Annotated in this window: 15 protein-coding genes; 6 read left to right on the top strand and 9 right to left on the bottom strand. The window is 58.0% G+C overall.

Annotation, left to right across the window (positions count from 1 at the left end; translation table 11 throughout):
• Positions 1 to 29 precede the first annotated feature (29 nt).
• Positions 30 to 644, top strand: a complete 615-nt coding sequence (locus ABNH18_RS14540) for a trimeric intracellular cation channel family protein (RefSeq protein WP_349383524.1) — start codon at positions 30 to 32, stop codon at positions 642 to 644.
• Positions 645 to 664: 20 nt separating this feature from the next.
• Here ABNH18_RS14540 and ABNH18_RS14535 read toward each other — a convergent pair whose 3' ends face one another.
• Positions 665 to 940 carry a DUF2218 domain-containing protein gene (locus tag ABNH18_RS14535; RefSeq protein ID WP_349383523.1) on the bottom strand — a complete coding sequence of 92 codons (276 nt, stop codon included), beginning with the start codon at positions 938 to 940 and terminating at the stop codon, positions 665 to 667.
• A gap of 92 nt (positions 941 to 1032) precedes the next feature.
• On the opposite strand from ABNH18_RS14535, the gene ABNH18_RS14530 reads away from it, so the two are divergent.
• The 3 genes from ABNH18_RS14530 to ABNH18_RS14520 all read left to right on the top strand — a co-directional run bounded on the left by ABNH18_RS14530 (position 1033) and on the right by ABNH18_RS14520 (position 3305).
• Positions 1033 to 1464 (top strand): MarR family winged helix-turn-helix transcriptional regulator, encoded by a 432-nt coding sequence (locus ABNH18_RS14530; RefSeq protein WP_349383522.1) that lies wholly within the window; start codon positions 1033 to 1035, stop codon positions 1462 to 1464.
• 112 nt (positions 1465 to 1576) lie between these two features.
• Complete coding sequence (locus ABNH18_RS14525; RefSeq protein ID WP_349383521.1) at positions 1577 to 2149, top strand: DUF2780 domain-containing protein; 573 nt, start codon at positions 1577 to 1579, stop codon at positions 2147 to 2149.
• A gap of 70 nt (positions 2150 to 2219) precedes the next feature.
• Positions 2220 to 3305 carry a metal-dependent hydrolase gene (locus ABNH18_RS14520; RefSeq protein WP_349383520.1) on the top strand — a complete coding sequence of 362 codons (1086 nt, stop codon included), beginning with the start codon at positions 2220 to 2222 and terminating at the stop codon, positions 3303 to 3305.
• Positions 3306 to 3332: 27 nt separating this feature from the next.
• Here the strand turns inward: ABNH18_RS14520 and ABNH18_RS14515 are convergent, their stop codons facing one another.
• Positions 3333 to 4343 carry a zinc-binding alcohol dehydrogenase family protein gene (locus ABNH18_RS14515; protein WP_349383519.1) on the bottom strand — a complete coding sequence of 337 codons (1011 nt, stop codon included), beginning with the start codon at positions 4341 to 4343 and terminating at the stop codon, positions 3333 to 3335.
• Positions 4344 to 4494: 151 nt separating this feature from the next.
• Here ABNH18_RS14515 and ABNH18_RS14510 point away from each other — a divergent pair, with 151 nt between their 5' ends.
• Both ABNH18_RS14510 and ABNH18_RS14505 read left to right on the top strand, forming a co-directional pair.
• The gene (locus tag ABNH18_RS14510) at positions 4495 to 5976 is read left to right on the top strand and encodes an amidase (RefSeq protein WP_349383518.1); all 1482 of its coding nucleotides are present in this window, start codon (positions 4495 to 4497) and stop codon (positions 5974 to 5976) included.
• 334 nt (positions 5977 to 6310) lie between these two features.
• Positions 6311 to 8551 (top strand): TonB-dependent receptor domain-containing protein, encoded by a 2241-nt coding sequence (locus ABNH18_RS14505; RefSeq protein WP_349383517.1) that lies wholly within the window; start codon positions 6311 to 6313, stop codon positions 8549 to 8551.
• A gap of 148 nt (positions 8552 to 8699) precedes the next feature.
• On the opposite strand, the gene ABNH18_RS14500 is transcribed toward ABNH18_RS14505, so the two are convergent.
• From ABNH18_RS14500 to ubiD, 7 genes are all read right to left on the bottom strand, one after another.
• Positions 8700 to 9617 (bottom strand): metal-dependent hydrolase, encoded by a 918-nt coding sequence (locus ABNH18_RS14500; protein ID WP_349383516.1) that lies wholly within the window; start codon positions 9615 to 9617, stop codon positions 8700 to 8702.
• A 15-nt stretch (positions 9618 to 9632) separates the two neighbouring features.
• Positions 9633 to 11378 carry an SDR family oxidoreductase gene (locus tag ABNH18_RS14495; protein WP_349383515.1) on the bottom strand — a complete coding sequence of 582 codons (1746 nt, stop codon included), beginning with the start codon at positions 11376 to 11378 and terminating at the stop codon, positions 9633 to 9635.
• Between the two features lie 253 nt (positions 11379 to 11631).
• Positions 11632 to 12000, bottom strand: a complete 369-nt coding sequence (locus tag ABNH18_RS14490; RefSeq protein WP_349383514.1) for a NirD/YgiW/YdeI family stress tolerance protein — start codon at positions 11998 to 12000, stop codon at positions 11632 to 11634.
• A 168-nt stretch (positions 12001 to 12168) separates the two neighbouring features.
• Positions 12169 to 13137: a 1-aminocyclopropane-1-carboxylate deaminase/D-cysteine desulfhydrase gene (locus ABNH18_RS14485; RefSeq protein WP_349383513.1), complete on the bottom strand. Its 969-nt coding sequence runs from the start codon at positions 13135 to 13137 to the stop codon at positions 12169 to 12171.
• Positions 13137 to 14417 (bottom strand): DSD1 family PLP-dependent enzyme, encoded by a 1281-nt coding sequence (locus ABNH18_RS14480; protein WP_349383512.1) that lies wholly within the window; start codon positions 14415 to 14417, stop codon positions 13137 to 13139. The genes ABNH18_RS14485 and ABNH18_RS14480 overlap by 1 nt, the downstream gene beginning before the upstream one ends.
• 71 nt (positions 14418 to 14488) lie before the next feature.
• Entirely contained in the window at positions 14489 to 15850 is a 1362-nt protein-coding gene (locus ABNH18_RS14475) for a D-arabinono-1,4-lactone oxidase (RefSeq protein ID WP_349383511.1), read from the bottom strand.
• Positions 15851 to 15941: 91 nt separating this feature from the next.
• Positions 15942 to 17417, bottom strand: a complete 1476-nt coding sequence (gene ubiD, locus ABNH18_RS14470; protein WP_349383510.1) for a 4-hydroxy-3-polyprenylbenzoate decarboxylase — start codon at positions 17415 to 17417, stop codon at positions 15942 to 15944.
• Positions 17418 to 17569: the final 152 nt, after the last annotated feature.

Here is a 17569-nt window from a genome sequence, read left to right as displayed (position 1 = left end):
GGGCTACCTGTGAAGCAGGGGCAAGAAATATGCTTTTAACGCTGTATCTGGTGGGCATTACCGCCGAAGCCATGACCGGCGCGCTGGCCGCAGGGCGGTTGCGCATGGACCTGTTCGGCGTGGTCATGGTGGCCTGTGTGACGGCTATGGGTGGCGGCTCCATGCGTGATGTGCTGCTCGGGCACTATCCGCTGGTCTGGGTCGTGCACCCGGAATATCTGGGCCTGACGGCGGTAGCGGCACTGGTAACCACTTGGGTGGCACCGCTGATGCAGCGCCTGCGTATGCTGTTTCTGGTGCTGGATGCGCTTGGGCTGATGGTGTTCACGGTGATCGGCGTGAAGGTCGCTCAGGGCATGGAGCTGGGGGCGCCGGTAGCCGTGTTGGCCGGTTTGATCACCGGTATTTTTGGTGGTGTGATTCGTGACCTGCTTTGTAATCGTATGCCTTTGGTCTTTCAGAAAGAGCTGTATGCGGTGATTTCACTGGGGGCGGCCTGCCTGTATTTGTTGCTGCAATTTACCTCGATGGGGGAGACGGCCATCACCCTGGTAACGCTGGCCAGCGGCTTTCTGGTGCGTATGCTGGCGATTCGTTATGAGTGGCATCTGCCCCGTTTCAAGTACAACGTGCCGGAGCAATAATGGCGGCATGAACGGTGGCTTCAGTGCCAGCGTAGCGTCACCGGTTCGCGGGTGGTGAAGCGGGCCAGGTGGCTGTCGATAATCTCGCGCAGGCGCTCCAGATCATTGCTGCCGGCCTGGCAGTGCAGATGCAAGGCCTGTTCGTCCGCGCTTAGCTCGCAGGAGCCGAACGGAAAACGGATGACCCCGTTGTGGTCGTCGAACTGTGTTTCCAGCTTGTGGCTGAAATGGCGGCAGAGTTTTTTCAGATACAGGGAAGCCTGGCCGGTGGCGGCGAATCCGTGGGCATGTTCCATGGTAGTAAATCCTGTGCATTAAGTTGATAATGTCAACTATATTCCCTCTAAATGTTGACTGTGTCAACTACTTTGACCGTTACGAGAACGCCATGCCTGATGACATTACCGCGCCCCTTGGCCGGGCTTTCACCGCCACATTGAACCGGTTGCGTGGGGCAATGCGTGAACCGCTGTCCACGCTACCGGTGTCGCTGGGGCCACCGGATATTGGGCTGCTGCAGTTTCTGCTGAATACGCCGGGCGCCACGCCCCAGTGCCTAGCGCGCCATCAGGCCCGTGACAAGGCGCAGCTCACCCGCAAGATCAAGGCACTGGAAGCGCAGGGGCTGATACGCCGGGAAGCCGACCCGGATGATGGCCGCAAGGTGCGCCTCTTCCTCAGCGAGCAAGGGCAAGCCATGGCGGATGCCGCTGAGCAGATTCGTCGGGCGGCGTTTGCTGAGCTTCTACAAGGCTTGAACCGCAGTGAGCAAGAGCAGTTGCTCGGGTTATTGCAGAAATGTCAGCAGTCGCTTGAATGACCCCTTGCGCAAAGCGTGCACAAAGTGATGGCCGTCTTCTTTTTGCATGGGTAAGGTTTGCCATACTGTTTCCCTCTGAACAGGGATGATTGACGATAACCAAGGAGCAACTATGAACGCTTTCCGTTTTGGCCTGATGGGCGCCTCTCTGTGCCTGGTCCTGAGTGCGCCAGCTCAGGCGTTTGATCTGAAATCCATGACCGACTCGGCCAACAAGGCCGTGAATGATGCGTCCGATAAGGCTAATTCCAGCGTGAATGAGGCTAACGACGCCGCTACCGGTGCCATGGACAGCGCCAACAGCAAATTGGCCGTGACGGGTGAAGCGCAGGCATTGGTCGATTCTCTGTCCACTGACCTGGGGGTGACTCAACAGCAGGCAGCAGGCGGTGCCGGCGCCTTGTTGGCCATGGCCCAGAACAACCTGTCGGGCGATCAGTTCAGCGGCATCACGAGCAAGGTGCCCGGTCTGGATTCTCTGCTGGGTGGCGGTAGCGGCATGGCCTCTTCCATGCTGGGTAATATTTCTTCTCTGCAGGGTGTGTCCAAGGCGTTCAGCGCTCTGGGTTTGAGCCCGGACATGATCTCCCAGTTTGCGCCGAAAATTCTCGGTTTTCTGGGCGGTGAAGGCGTTGGCTCTACTGCGTTGAACAGCCTGAAGGGCCTGTGGGGCGTTGCCGGTTAATCCTGTATTGACGGCCTGTTTGCAGGCCGGGTGCGATACTGTCGCCCGGCCTGCCATCATTGAGTAAACCATGGATTCACTGTCACAGGCCGTATTAGGCGCCTCCGTTGGGGGTGCCGTTCTCTCCCGCCCGTTGGGCCGCTGGGCCTTGCTCGGTGGTGCGTTGCTGGGCACCTTGCCCGACCTGGATGTGCTGATTGATTACGGCGATGCGGTGGCCAATTTCACCGAGCATCGCGGTTTTAGTCATTCCCTGCTGGTATTGTTTCCCGTCTCTTTGTTGCTGGCCGTGCTGCTGTCGCGATGTCTGCCCCGCCGGCAGACGCAAATTTCGCTGTGGCGTTGGTGGTTGTTCACCGGATTGTGTTTGATGACACATTCGCTGCTGGACGCCTTCACTACCTACGGTACGCAATTGTTCTGGCCGTTAGGCGATCCGGTCGCCATCAGTAGTGTGTTTATTATCGATCCGCTTTATACCCTGCCGTTGCTGGTCGCTGTTCTGTGGGCAATGGTAAAACCGCCGGCGGGGCGGGTGTTGCTCGGCGGGTTGGCGCTGTCCACCTTGTATCTGGTGTGGAGTGTGGTTGCCCAGCATGCGATGACCCAGCGGGTGCTGCCGGCCTTGGCTGAACGGGGTTTGTCGCAGGCGCCACGGCTGGTGCAACCGATGCCATTTTCGACGTTGCTATGGCGGATCACGGTGCTGGGTGAGCAGCAGCGACTGGAAATCGTTACCGGGATTCTTGATGGCGATGTGCCTTTGCAGGTGGAAACCTTCCCCCGTGATGAGCCGTCGTTGGCGGCGGTTAATGCGGTGCCTGCCGGGCGCAATCTGGTGCACTTCACCCGAGGTTTTGTGGCTGCAGAGGTGCAGGGGGACCGGTTACTGGCCACGGATATTCGACTGGGTTTGCCGGGGCTGCACCCGTTCCAATTCGTGCTGGCCTCGCACGGGCCATCTGGCTGGCAGCCGTTAACCGCCACCCGGCGAGTGCCTCGGGCGATGGTGCATCCGGCGGCCTGGCCAGCCCTGTTGTCGCGCACTTTTTCGCAAGTGCCGGCATTGTGTTTAGCGACCCTGAGGGTGCCTGTTGGTACAGCCGGCTGCCCTTCGCATGCGCCTGTGGGAACAGCGCGACCTCTGACGCCTTGAATCTGAGTCATGGGGTGGCAACACGAGCTAGTCCCAGCCGGCGAGTACCAGCTTGCCGACGGTACTGCCTGACTCAAGTCGTCGGTGGGCTTCTTTCAGGTTGGTGGCATTGATGGTTCCGAGCCCCTCACTGACGGTGCTTTGGATTGTTCCCTGATCCACTAAGGCGCTGAGTTGGGTAAGGATGTCGCTTTGGCGCTGCATGTCCGTGGCGAACATGGCGCGGGTGAACATGAACTCCCAACTGAAGCGGGCACTCTTGGCTTTCAGGGGGTTCAGGTCCAGGGGCGCCCGCGCATCAACGATGGCGCAAATGCCGCCGAACGGGGCCACGGCCTGGCAGGCTGGGGCCCAGTAGTCGTCCAGGTTTTGGGTGATGAAGATGCCATCAATCTGCGGGCAGCCAATGGCATCCAGTTGCGGCAGCAGTGGCTTGCGGTAATCCACAACGTGATGGGCGCCGAGGCTTTGGCACCAGTTGGCGGACGTTTCCCGGCCAGCGGTGGTAATGACCTTGAGGCCAAAGTGGTGAGCGGCTAGTTGGATGGCAATGGAGCCCACACCACCGGCGCCACCGATCACCAGCAGATTTTTTCCTTCGCATTTACCGGGCTGAAAGCCGAGCTGATCTTCCAGCGCTTCCCATGCGGTTAGTGCGGTCAGTGGCAATGCAGCGGCTTCCTGCATGCCCAGGGTGTTCGGTTTTTTTGCCACCAGCCTTTCATCCACGCACTGGTGCTGGGCGTTGCTGCCCTGGCGCTGTACCGCGCCGGCATACCAGACCCGGTCGCCGGCGGTGAAGTTTTTCACTTCCGCACCCACCGCCTCCACCACGCCGGCGGCATCGAAACCCAGAACACGGTAACCGGGTTCCTCGAAGGGCCGTTGGCGCAGTTTGGTGTCAATGGGATTGACGGAGACCGCCTGTACGGCAACCAATAGATCCCGTGGACCCGGGGCGGGCAGGTCCAGCTGGATATCCTCCAGGGCGTGAACATCCTCGATGGCTCTGGGGTGATTGAATCCAATGGCTTTCATGCAGGCTCCCTCACAGATTAGCAACGTATTCCCACAAGTGCTGGCTGCCACGATTTGGCACACTTGGCTGGGCAGACTATGCCACAGTATGGCTTTATCGTCTGGCAGCAGATCATCGCCAGCGCTTCGGAATGGTAAAAGGGAGAGCACAATGAAGTTTGAAGAATACCGTCAGTTTGATGCCATTGGGCTTGCCGATCTGGTGGCGCGGGGGGAGGCCACGGCGGCGGAGCTGCTGGAGCTGGCGATTGCCCGTGCCGAAGCGGTGAATCCGCAATTGAATGGTTTGATTATTCCGTTGTACGACATGGCCCGAAAACAGGCCATGGGCTCTCTGAGTGGGCCGCTGGCGGGGGTGCCCATGCTGGTAAAAGATCTGTTCCAGGAAATCGGCGGTGCGCCCAACTACCAGGGCAATAAAGCGCGCAAGGCCAGCGATGTCCATGCACAAAGAGACTCCACCTTGGTGGCACGCTGGAAGCAGGGCGGGCTGGTCCCGTTCGGTCGCACCAATACCCCGGAGTTTGGCGCCAAGGGTATTACCGAGCCGGATTCGTTCGGGCCGGCGCGCAACCCCTGGAATCCGGACCATACTCCCGGTGGCTCTTCCGGGGGCTCCGCAGCCATGGTTGCTGCAGGTGTGGTACCGGTGGCCGGCGCCAATGATGGCGGCGGCAGCATTCGAATTCCTGCTGCCTGTTGCGGCCTGTTCGGCCTCAAGCCAGGCCGTGGGCGAACCCCCTGGGGGCCGGAATTCACTGAGGCCATGCACGGGATAGCCGTCAATCATGTGCTCACCCGTAGCGTTCGTGATAGTGCGCTGTTGCTGGATATTGCCCAAGGCGACGAGCGCGGCAGTTTGTTTCAGATTGCCCCGCCGAAACAGCCTTACGCCCTGTCTGCGTCCAGTCGCCCTGAGAAATTACGCATCGGTTTTTCCACCCGCTCGCCGCTGGGCACCGATGTGGATCCGGAAGCGATCCAGGCGGTGGAGAAAACCGTGGCGTTGTTGCGGGATCTGGGCCACGAGGTGATCGAGGCCGAGCCGCAGATGGACGCCAAACAGATGTGCATGGACTGGCTATCGGTCTGGTTTGGTCAGTGTGCTGCCGAAGTGGATGAGGTGAAAGCCATTACCGGTTGCGGCGATGAGGGCTTCGAGTTGGATACCCTGGCGATAGCTGCTTTTGGTCGCGCCACCCCGGCCCATGAATACGTGAAATGCCAGACCCGCTGGCAGCAGTACATGATTGCCATGGATACCTTTCTGGAGCAGTGCGATTTCTGGCTGACGCCCACCCTGGCCATGCCTCCTGCAGGTATCGGTGCCATGGCGACGCCGCCGTGGCAGCAAACCGCTCTGAAGATGTTACTTAAGGTGGGCGGGGAAAAGCTGCTGATGAAAACCGGCATGATCGAGCAGATGGCCATGGAGAATTTCAAATACATGCCCTTCACTCAGTTTGCGAACGTGACCGGGGTGCCGGCCATGTCTGTGCCCTTGCATTGGTGCCAGAACGGCTTGCCACTGGGCTCCCAGTTTGTCGGTGGTCACGGCGATGAAGGCAAACTGCTGGCGCTGGCGGCGCAGTTGGAAGAGGCGGCGCCGTGGTTTAACAAGGTACCGATGTGATTTCCTGCCGGGGCGTATCTTCAGATGCGCCCCTTGAAGACCGGGCTTGGTTCTTGTTTTTGTTCAGGCTCCAGGCACCTCATACACCTCACGCACCTCACGCACCTCACGCACCTAACCCCGCGCCCCGCGATACATCTTTGTGCCCTGCCGAACTGTCAGTGCAGATCAGGTATACATAAGTCAAAGAGAGGTGGGCATATTTGGCCTCCCATCCCGGTATCGCGGGATGTCTTACAAAGATTACAAATTGAATATTATTCGCATTTGATAATCATTATCGATCAAGGAATACTTCGTCGCGTTTTGATATGTAGCGCAATGCTGAGGACGGATGATGAAACGATCTTTGGGGATGCCAATTCTGGCAGGGGTAATGGCGAATGGGCTGGCCTTGCCGGTAGTGGCCGAGGAAAACCAGGCTCATGAGCTGGGCGAGGTTAAAGTTATTTCTGCTGCAGGGTATGAGCAGAAAATTACCGATGCACCAGCCAGTATTTCTGTAATTTCCCGCGAGCAGTTAGAGCAGAAGCGAGTGGGCAGTTTGGCGGAGGCCTTGGATGATGTGGAGGGCATCGATGTTCGGGGTAACACCGGAAAAACTGGTGGGCTTAACATTAGCATGCGCGGGATGCCGTCAGAGTACACATTGATTTTGATTGACGGTCGCCGTCAGAACACAGCGGGTAATATCGCACCTAATGGTTTTGGTGAATTCAATACGAGTTTTATTCCCCCGGTTGCCGCTATTGAGCGTATAGAAGTAATACGTGGCCCCATGTCTACACTTTATGGCTCCGATGCCATGGGGGGTGTGATTAATATCATCACACGGAAGGTGGGCAAGAAATGGGGTGGTTCTATCTCTCAAGATTATACTCTTCAGGAAGAACGAGAATATGGAGATACCGCTAGTACCGATTTATATCTGAGCGGTCCATTGATCGAGAATGCACTGGGCCTGACTGTCCGGGGGAGCACGTACAAGCGGCAGGGGTCTGATCTTGAGCCGAGCGGTGATGCGGACGCCTCCACTGCATCGCTTAACTCACGTGGGCAAAGCCTGGTGGAGGCAAAAGTACAAAGCATCGGTGCCCGCCTGGATATTATTTCTGTTGAAAATCATGACTTTTGGCTGGATGCAGATTTTGCTAAACAAGAGTATGACAACGGTTCTCCCTTAGACCGGAAGTTGAGTAGTGATGACTCGCCGACAAATTGGCGCGGTTACGATGATGAGTTGGAGTTTAAGCGCGACCAGGTGGCAATTGGTCATGACAGTGACTTGGCCTTTGGCCGGGTTGAATCCAGTCTAATGCGTAACTATACGGAAACAGTAGGCCGTACTATTCCTGGTGACCCGACAGCTCCCTATGATCCTGCGACTGACGGCAATTCAGGAATCGAGGGGAAAAATGTCATGGATCCCCGTGAGCTTGAAACGACCAATTATGTATTGGATACCAAGCTGATGGCGCCCATTGGGGACAGCCATTACGCCACTCTCGGCGCACAATGGTGGCAGGCAGAGATGACCGATGGTATCGCTACAGAGGATTTCGAGCAGACCACTTGGGCCGTTTTTTTGGAAGATGAGTGGCAGGTTCTGGATAGTTTGGCACTGACATTGGGCGTGCGTCATGACGAACATGATGCGTTTGGCGGGCATACCAGCCCACGTGGCTATGCGGTGTGGAGCGCTACTTCTAATTGGACTGTAAAAGGGGGTGTTTCCGCCGGTTATAAGACCCCAAGGGTGGACCAGTTACACGATGGAATTGTTGGTGTCTCAGGACAAGGGACAGTGCTGACAATAGGCAGCCCCGATTTGGAGCCTGAAACCAGCTTGAGTAAAGAGGTTGGCCTGTATTATCAGGGTAATGATGGTTTTTCTGCCAATGCCACGGTTTTCCGTAACGACTTTGATGACAAGATTGCCTCTGGCCCATCAATCCCAAACTGTGACTTCACGGCGAATCCAAATTTGCCAGGCTGTATCTCCTTCGGCTCCGGTTTTACGCAAGAAGATTTCGGTCAGTCAATCAATCTGGATGAGGCCATCACAGAAGGACTGGAACTTGCTGCCACCTTCCCTCTTGCCCAGCGTTGGTCGCTAACCATGAATTACACGTACACCGACAGCGAAGTAAAAGAGAACGGTGAAAGTAATGGTAAGTTGGCCGATACGCCACGTCATATGGCACATGCCAGATTGAACTGGAAAAGCACGGAGCGTCTGAACCTTTGGTTCAAAGCGGATTATCGTGGTGAGAGTCGTCGGTTTAATGGTCGTACTAGCGACCTGACGGGACAGGATCTGGCGATTTACCAAGCGGTTGGTGACCTCAAAGCGTATGAATTATTCAGCTTGGGAGGAAGCTATCAAATGAACGACTATCTGACTCTCAGTGCAACCGTTGAGAATTTGGCCAACAAAGATTTCCGTAGTTTTAAAGCATATGAGTACAGTGGCTCCACTGAATATGCTAGCGAATATAGTCATTTCAGCCGCTCAACCAAGGGGGCGGTATTGGAAGGAAGGCGTTTGTGGCTTTCTGCCAATGTGGCTTTCTGATCGCTTAATGATCTTTAATGCTTGATAAAAGGCCGCTGTTACCAGCGGCCTTTTTATGTGCTGCATTAAATCGTTGTGGATTAGGTTGGAAGAACGATCCAGCCTCTCTGTACAGAGAGGAGGGTCGCTTTTTATGCATGCCTGGAGATTAAAGAACCGCGGCCGCCTGTGCCGCCGGGGAACGCGCGAGATAATCCAGCGCCTGTTGAGTGTCGCCTTCATTGATGGGATGAAAGCGCGGTGAAACCCAGCGCAGGGTGGCGTTGAACAAAAAGCTGAATGTGGGCACGTTCTGGGTTTGCTTTCCGACCTGTTGTAGCTGAATCAGCAGCTGAGGGATTAACTTGCGGCCGACTTGTCGTGCGGCTTTATCCGGATCCTGTTTGGCCAGACTGCGGCCCCCTTCAGCGATGAAGTAAATAAACAGCGGAAACACCAGTGCCATCAGCGCCTGGCGGCTAACGTAAAAACCCAGTTGGGTTTTACACAGGTGTTCAAACAGGTCGAAGGCGACGGTGCGGTGTTCAACTTCCTCGGCCAAATGCCACTTGAACAGGTCGACCATGGTGGCGTCGCCGTTCTCTTCCCAGCTTTCATTGTCCATGGCCCATTGCCCGAGCACCCCGGTGAAATGTTCGATGGCGGCGATGATGCCGACACGCAATACCAGCCAGTGTTTTTTCAGGGGCCTGCGCTGCAGCAGGGTTAAGCCAAAGGGCGCATCCGCCAGCGCGGTACCGAACAGCCATTCCACTTTGTTTAGGAACGGCTCCACACTCAAGCCATGACGCTCGAGATATAACTGGGCTTTGCTATGGGCGCGGGAGTGCACGGCTTCCTGACGGATAAACCCTTCCACATCGGCTCGTAGCTGCTGGTCTTTCACCAACGGCAGTGCCTGGTTATAGACCCGACAGAACCACAGTTCACCTTCCGGTAGTAATAAGTGGATACCGTTGATGATGTGAGTGGAAAAGGGATCATCTCGTAGCCAGTGCAGCGGCGTATTGTCAAAATCGAACTGCACCCGACGAGCTTTTAGTTGGTGTCGAACTGTGGCGTTCATGGTGTCCAGTCTCCGTCAGGGGGTCAGGTCAATGCGTGCGACGCGGCGTGACAATGCCGGGGCGAAACGGCTGAGGAGTCGGGTGCTCCAGGCTTCAGCACCGACCAGTGACAGGGCCGGGTTGTTGAGTACGGCCTTGAGGATGGCATCGGCCACGTCGTCCGGAGAAAAGTTACGCCGCTTGTAGAGCGCGTCGGCCTTGGCGCGTTTCTCGGCCTGCTCCTCGTCGCTGGCACCCGCGTAGACGGTGGCATTGGCGATACCGGTAGCAACAAAGCCGGGGCAGATGGCGCTAACGCCGATGTCGTGTTCAGCCAGCTCGGCGCGCAGGCATTCGCTGAGCATGTGCACGGCGGCCTTGCTGGTGGAGTAGGCGGCAAGTTTGCGATTAGGGGCAAAGGCAGCAGCGGAGGCCACGTTGATGATGTGGCCATGGCGATGGCCATCGATCATCTGCTGGGCGAACAACCGGGAGCCGTGAATCACGCCCCACAGGTTCACCTTGAGCAGGCGGTCCCATTCTTTGACGCTGGTATCAAGCACACCACCGGCCATGCCAATGCCCGCGTTGTTAACGACGATGTCGGCGCCACCGAGTTCTTTATCCAGCCAGTTGGCCAACCGTTGCATGGCCTGAGCTGAGCCCACATCGACTTTACGAGTCCAAGCGACGGCACCCAGTTTTCGGGCTTGGGTGGCGGTGTCTTCAGCGCTGTCTTCATCAATGTCCACACAGACCAGATCAGCCCCTTCGGCGGCAAAGCGCAGCGCGGTGGCGCGACCAATGCCGGAACCGGCGCCTGTGATGACGGCGGTTTTTCCATTCAGTGGCAGTGAGCTGCGTGCCTGGCGCACACGAGCGTGTTGCAGGGCGCCGCTCATGGTGCCCTTCTCCACACCGCTGACGAACTCGTGGACCCAGTCGGCAATGCGCGCCGGATGGCTCAGCGGCACCCAGTGGTTAGCGTTAATGTCGCGACGGTAGAGTGCATCCACCCAGAGATGCAGGTCGTCAAAAAGCTGGGTGCCCACATAGTTGTCGCGTGTCGGCACGATCAATTGGACCGGACAATCGGCGTGACGTGTTTCCGGGTTAATCAGCTTGTTGCGGAAGTTGGCGCGGTACAGTTGCACGCCATGCTTGCCGTCTTTGCCCTGGGTGGGGTTGGTGTCGGGTTCGGCAACGTTCTCTCGGTGTTTCAGGTATTGCGGCCAGAGTTTGTCCAAGCCGCTTTGCCAGGCGCCGGGGGCCAGCACAGGCAGATGAAAGAAACCGATGTACCAGGAACTGAGTACCTGCTTGAACACTTTTGCCTTGGCGGAGGCAGATAGGCTTAACGTGCGTTCGCGCATCCAGTGCCCCATGTGGTCCAGGCAGGGGCCGGAGATAGTGGTGTAGGACAGGATGCGGGATTTCAGCGGCTCGGTGGTGACTGACTCCCAGCTTTGAATGGAGCCCCAGTCGTGGCCTACCAGATGGAACCCCCGGTCGGGGATCAGGGTATCCACCACCGCGAGCAGATCAGCGGACAGCAGGTTCATGCGATAGTCCGATTGCGCGCGGGGGGCCTGTGAAGCGCCTGCGCCACGCACATCGTAGAGAATCACAAAGTAGTGTTTGGCAAGCCGTTGGGCCACCGGTAGCCACACGCTGTGGTTGTCCGGGTAGCCGTGCACCAGCACCACGGGCACCTTTTTGGCGTCGCCGAGGGTATAAGCCTGGAGTGAAACGCCCTGGCTGTTGACGGTGGTGGGGGTCATGTTGGCTCCTGATGCATGGCGACGAGGTATCTGGACAGCGTCAATTTTTTTGAATGTATCAGTGCTCAATGTAACGGTCAATGTGCAGATTGTGGCAGCAAATACCGGGGGCACAGTCCCGTGGGTCAAGAGCCCCAGGGAAAGAGGAGGAAGCAGGAAAGAAATCTGAGGGGGTGGATCTAGGAGTAAGGCGTAACGAGAAACGGCGGCCCGAAGGCCGCCGTCAACAAGGTCGGAGCAGTGAATCAGCGTATTAGTTGCTGATCGTCGCGCTCGGGCTGTTGGTGGTCGTAGTGCCTTTTACTGAATGCACCTTTTTCACATCAACCACACTGCGACCGTCGTCGTGGTCCACTTCACCGGTAAAGGACAGTTGGGTGCCGGCTTTCAGCGGGCGGTCAGCTGTCAGGTCATCGTCAAGCTCGATTTCGAACTGTCCTTTGCGATCGCGCAGCAAATAACGCTCATCACCCAGAGCCTGAACCACTTCACCGTCCATGCGCACTTCAGTGCCTTCCTTAATGCCCTGAGTGATGGCCGCGCTATCGGTGGTAATGGTATCGCCGGCCGAAACGGTAGCGGTGGCGCCCAGCAGTACAGATGCAAGAATCAATTTTTTCATGAGTCATCCTCCTTGGTTGATGTCTCAGGGAGTTAGTGGGGCGATGGGCGCATGTCGTTCCTGATGTTTGTAAAAGCTCGGTTAAAGCCTGGCAAAAGCGATGTTTTTTGCGAGCTGGCTCACAGGTTTGAAAGAGAAAAAAGACGCAGAGCCGCTGTGACGACGGTGTTATCGGGGGTGGCTATTGAAGGTGTTCCAGAAAAGACAGGGCTGGGCGGCGGTTTTTTCAATGTCGAGAAACGCCGCGAAGGCTTTGCCGCTATAGGTGCTTTCCAATGTGAGTCCACTGCGCGAGGCGGTATCCAGGGCATGGGTGCTGGCGGCGGTGGGATGGCCGTAACCCGTACCGAGATAATCGTCGTGCCATTGTAGGAAGCCGGTATCGAATTGTTCCCAGGGTAGTCCCAGTTGTTGCCAGCATTGCTGAGCCATGCGAATGATCAGCCGGGCATTGCATACCGAGAATGGGCCGAGATGGTCTTGGGCTACCTGCACTGCATGGATTCGGGCATTCAACCCGCTGAGCTGGTTGCCCACTAACAGCCCGGCCACGGTGGCGCCGGAGCCGGCGGCGACGACAATGTCGGCGGGGGCGGGACAGAGGCTGTCGTTTATCTGCTGCTTGAGCTCGAGCATGGCATTGGCATAGCCAAGGCTTGCCACCGGATTGGAGCAGCCGGCATAAAGAAAGTAGTGGTCGCGGCGTAATCGGCCTGGGTGCAGGTACCAGCCCAGTGCGGCCCGTAGCAGGCAGGGGCGGTCATGCAGCTGGGCGCCGGCCTGCTGCATGCGCTGGCGGTTCTGGCGGACCACGGAGGAGTCCGGCTGTGGGAACGTGAAGATGTCACAGGCCAGTTGCTCCTGCTCACACAGGAGCGCGGTGGCCAGCCCGGCGTTGGTGCCGGTGGCGCCCAAGGTGACTACGCGCTTTATAGGCCGTTGGCGGATTTCCCCCAGCACCCACTCCAGTTTGCGCAGTTTATTGCCGCCGTAAGGGTGGGCGCTGATGTCATCGCGCTTGACCCAGCATAGCGGGCTTTGTGCTGGCAGCGGTTCCACCGGTGTGGGCAGATCGCACAGTGCAACGGGGGCAAGGTTGGCGAGATGCGGAAACTGGACAAGTAGCGGCCAGCTCATCAGGCGCCCTTGCCCTGGGGGAGTGGGGGCCACCAACCGGCAAGGGCGCCGTTATCCCACACCGCCAGGTCACCAAACTGCAGCAATACGAACTCACTTTGCGTAGGGCGGAAAAACAGTTGATCGTCTACCTGCAGGGCGGTGTCCGGGCTGCCGTTATACATCATCTGGTTGGTGCTCACGCCGTACACCGGGTTGGCTTGAATGCCTGACGGAGAAACCGGTTCGGCTTTCCAGTAGCCGCCGTAAATAAAATAGGTGCGCCGGCGGTTGGTGTCCCAGCCTTGCCAGAGTTCGCCTAGCGGGAGTGGGCCGGGCAGGGTGAGGCCGTCCAGTTGCTTGATCACCGGGGCAGCAATAAAGGCGGCGGGCTGGAAGTCTTTCAATAGTGACAAATCGAAATCACTGGCTTTGACCAGGCATGAGCCGGCACTGAGTTCGTTGACCACGGTGGTGTCGTCGTACAGTGCCACGGTTGGGCTGCCGGCGCCGTTAAAGCACAAGGTTTGTTGCCGGTAGGCGGGGTTCAGCTGATATAGCCTGTCGATATAGCCTTGGTAGATGGCTTCGGTTTCCCGGTGGCCTTCTTCGGCACTCTGGATAAAGGCTGGTAGCTTGCCGACATGGGCGTCGTAACCCATGAAGCCGCTGAAACGCAGCCGGTCGGGGTGAGCGTCGATCAGCGCGATCATCGCATCCAGTTGCTGCGGGTCGTCGAGGCCGCCCCGGTGCAGGCCCACATCAATTTCGATATTGATGTTGAGCCGCCGGTTTTGCTCGCGGGCCAGGGCCAGGTACTGCTCAAGGCGGGCTGGCGAATCAATTAACCACTGCAGTTGTTTGTCGGCATCGAAGGCGTGGGCGGTGCCGAGCTCGGTATAGAAACGGCGTGCCGCCTGAATCGGCATGGGCTTACCCAATAGCAAGTCTGCACCGGGCTCGGCATCCACCAGGGCATTCATGAAGGGTTGGTGGAACACCATTACCCGCTGGCTGCCGGTATGGGTCATTACCTCCTGAATCAGCGGAACGCTAGGCAGGGATTTCGCCACGATGCGCAGATGGCACTGGCTGGGTAACAGGTTGACCAGCGCGCTGCAGTTGGCAATCAGTCGTTGGCGATCGATGAGCATCAATGGCCGGCCGGGGCCATGCTGTTTCAGTGTGTCGTTCAGTGACTGGAAATAGGCATTATGGCGAGCACCGCGATTGTCCGGGTGCAGCCACCAGCCACCCACGGCAAGCGCGGTTGCTCCGAAAAGAAAATGACGTCGTTTCATAAGCGATAACCGATCAAGAGTGCGTAGGCCGCAAAGGCCCGGGGGCCTTTGCGACAGGGTCGATTTCCACCCTATAAAAACAGGCGTTTGAGATGTGGATTCAGCATCCGCTCTCGTGGATCCAGTTCTTTGCGCACGGCCTGGAAACGATCAAAGGCCGGGTACAGGTCGGCCAATTCCTTACGCCCCAAGCTGTGAATCTTGCCCCAGTGGGGGCGGCCTGCGTAGCGGCGCAAAATGGGTTCTACCACGTCGAAAAGCGGCTGGTAGTCCTGCTCAAAATATTGGTGTATCGACAGGCTGGCGCCGGCCTGTTGATGGAACATGGACAGCAGGTTGTCGTCGGCGGCGACGTAACGGAATTCAATGGGGAAGAACACGTTGATGTCATGCTCGCGAATGGCGGCGCAGACTTCTTCCAGGCAAGCGATGCCTTGTTCTGCAGGGACGGTGTATTCCATTTCGTTGAAACGCACGGTGCGGTGATTGGCAAAGACTATGTTGGCCGGGCCCACATAACGGCTGTCTTCCACAAACAGGGTGGACAGCTTCTGCAGGGTGGGGGTGAGCCAACCTGCTTGCATGGCCAGCTTGGAGACCATTTCCAACAGGTCATTGTCATCGGCACGGGTGGGGCTGTCCTGGGGATCCGTGGTGATCCCCATGGTTTTGACGATGGCCTGATCGCCCAGCGGGAAGGCGAAGAATTCGATGTGGCGGAAGTTGTCTTTTTCCTTCTCCACAAAATCCATGGCCTCACGAAGCGGCAAGGTCCAGGTGTGTTCTTCCAGCCGGAAGGCCGGTTCGTGGCGAAAGCCGATTTCGGTGACCACGCCCAGGGCGCCCACATTGCAGCAGGCGGCGAGAAAACGGTCGCCGTCGGCGGCAGTCAGCTCTAACGGTTCGCCATCGGGGGTAATCAGGCGCAGGGATTCTACCTGCCCGGACAGGCTTTGTAGTCCCAGCCCGGTGCCGTGGGTGCTGGTGGCGATGGCGCCGGCCAGGGATTGCAGATTGATGTCCGGTTCGTTGGTAAAACTGTAACCCTGCTCGTAGGCCATGGCGCTGGCCATGGCCAGCCGGGTGCCGCCGCCGTAACGGAATACGTTTGCGTCGGCGCCGCGCATGCCGGCCATGGGCTCCAGGGAGATCAGGGTGTCGTCGGTGGGGACGATGCCGCTGAAAGAATGGCTGCCGCCGAAAGCTCGCAGGGTGCCGGTGCTGTTGCGAACCGTATCGAGAACCACGTTTTCATCCGTGGCGTAGACCAGTTGGCTGGGGCTGGCGCTTTGGTTGCCGGACCAGTTTTGCCAGCTGGGAGCCTTCTTGCCGGTGTTGGCCAGTAGCTGGGCGGGGCTCAGAGAGCCCACGGCGCCGGTAGCAGCCAAGGATTTTAGAAAGGCGCGGCGGTTCAGTGACGAAAAAGTGGACATTGGGGGCCTTGTTGTCTTTATTTTGTACGATCGTACCATGTTTGAGTTGGAGCGCCACACCAGCGATGTGCGGCGGTGCTCACCCCGGAGATTATTCCGGGGTATCGATGCCCAGGGATGACCATATTTCATCCACCCGGTTTTTCACTGCCGGGTCCATGGCGATGGCTCGGCCCCATTCGCGGGTGGTTTCGCCGGGCCATTTGTTGGTGGCGTCCATGCCCATTTTTGAGCCGAGCCCGGCCACCGGGGAGGCAAAGTCCAGGTAGTCGATAGGGGTGTTTTCAATCATCACGGTATCGCGGGCCGGGTCCATGCGTGTGGTCATGGCCCAGATGACGTCTTTCCAGTCACGGGCATTCACATCGTCGTCGCAGACGATCACGAATTTGGTGTACATGAACTGGCGCAGAAATGACCACACCCCCATCATTACGCGCTTGGCGTGGCCAGGGTACTGTTTCTTCATGGTGACGACCGCCATGCGGTAGGAACAGCCTTCCGGGGGCAGGTAGAAGTCGACGATTTCCGGGAACTGTTTTTTCAGAATTGGCACGAAGATTTCGTTCATGGCTACGCCGAGTACGGCGGGCTCATCCGGTGGGCGGCCGGTGTAGGTGCTGTGGTAAATGGGGTCGCGGCGGTGGGTGATGCGCTCCACCGTGAACACAGGGAAACGTTCCACTTCGTTGTAGTAGCCGGTGTGGTCGCCAAAGGGGCCTTCGTCGGCCATGTCATCTGGATAGAGATAGCCTTCCAGGACAAACTCGGCACTGGCGGGCACTTGCAGGTCATTGCCGATGCATTTCACCAGCTCGGTTTTGGAGCCACGCAGCAAACCGGCAAACGCGTATTCGCTGAGGGTATCCGGCACCGGGGTGACGGCTCCGAGGATAGTGGCCGGATCGGCGCCCAGTGCCACGCTCACCGGGAAAGGTTCGCCCGGATGTTCTTGCTGCCATTCCTGGAAATCCAGCGCCCCGCCCCGGTGGCTGAGCCAGCGCATGATCAGCTTGTTGCGGCCGATCAGCTGCTGGCGGTAGATTCCCAGGTTTTGGCGTTCCTTGTTGGGGCCACGGGTGATCACCAGCGGCCAGGTGACCAGCGGCCCGGCATCGTCGGGCCAGCAGGTCTGGATCGGCAGCTTGTACAGGTCCACCTCGTCGCCTTCCAGCACCTTTTCCTGGCAGGGGCCGGAGTTGGAGACCTTCGGACTCATGCTCAGGACCTTGCGAAATACCGGGAGCTTTTCCCAGGCATCGCGGAAACCCTTGGGGGGTTCCGGTTCCTTAAGAAATGCTAGCAGTTCACCCAGCTCCCGCAGCTCGGCCACTGAGTCGCGGCCCATGCCCAGCGCCACCCGCCGTTCAGTGCCGAACAGATTGCCCAGCACCGGGGTGCCAAAGCCCACCGGGTTTTCAAACAAGAGAGCGGGGCCGCCGGCGCGCAAGGTGCGATCGCAGATTTCGGTCATTTCCAGATTCGGGTCCACCGGGACGGTGATGCGCTTGAGTTCGCCCAGTTGTTCCAGCTGGCTGATGAAGTCTCGAAGATCGCGATATTTCATGGCGTTCCTTGTTGATCCGGTAACCGAATGGATTGTGCGCAGAGTATAGCAGCAAGGACGCTAGACGCTGGATGCCAGATGCGCGAGGTAAAGGAAAACTCAAAACCCAGCCCCCAAACAACAAAACCCCGCCGGAGCGGGGTTTTGTATGT

The sequence above is a fragment of the Alcanivorax sp. genome, from assembly GCF_040118815.1.
Classification (GTDB): domain Bacteria; phylum Pseudomonadota; class Gammaproteobacteria; order Pseudomonadales; family Alcanivoracaceae; genus Alcanivorax.
The sequence above is the reverse complement of the archived record's forward strand: the minus strand, read 5'-3'. Positions and strand labels throughout refer to the sequence as shown.